The organism is Pseudomonas sp. S32, from assembly GCF_016648095.1.
Classification (GTDB): domain Bacteria; phylum Pseudomonadota; class Gammaproteobacteria; order Pseudomonadales; family Pseudomonadaceae; genus Aquipseudomonas; species Aquipseudomonas parafulva.
The window spans coordinates 1-312 of the sequence record NZ_JACVVF010000115.1; the positions used below are offsets into that span (position 1 = coordinate 1).

A 312-nucleotide genomic window follows, 5' to 3' on the forward strand; every position below is an offset into this window, starting at 1 on the left:
GTGCATGGCACCGGCTTCGCCGGTGTTCGCGGGTAAACCCGCTCCCACCGTGATTGCGCCAGCTTTGAGATCTTGTGGAAGACAGTTTCACCCACTTCTTCGTTTTGTACTGCAGCCGCCGCGCCGAAGAACGCGGCCGCAAGGCGATTCAGCAGGCCATCGAAGAAGGCGCAGCCGCCAACGCCTCGCAGCCCCAGGTGCGACGTCCAGGCCAGTTGGGCGCTTACGCCTGATCAGGCGCTTTCTCGGGTGAACCCGCATCCTGTGGGAGCGGGTTCACCCGCGAAGCAGGCAGCGCGGTGTATGGCACCG

At 64.4% G+C, this 312-nt stretch carries 1 pseudogene; it reads left to right on the forward strand.

The features are described 5' to 3' along the window. Nucleotides 1-89: 89 nt before the first annotated feature. Nucleotides 90-233, forward strand: a pseudogene (locus IAE38_RS23695) (putrescine ABC transporter permease PotI); the annotation flags it as partial. Between the last annotated feature and the right edge of the window lie 79 nt (nt 234-312).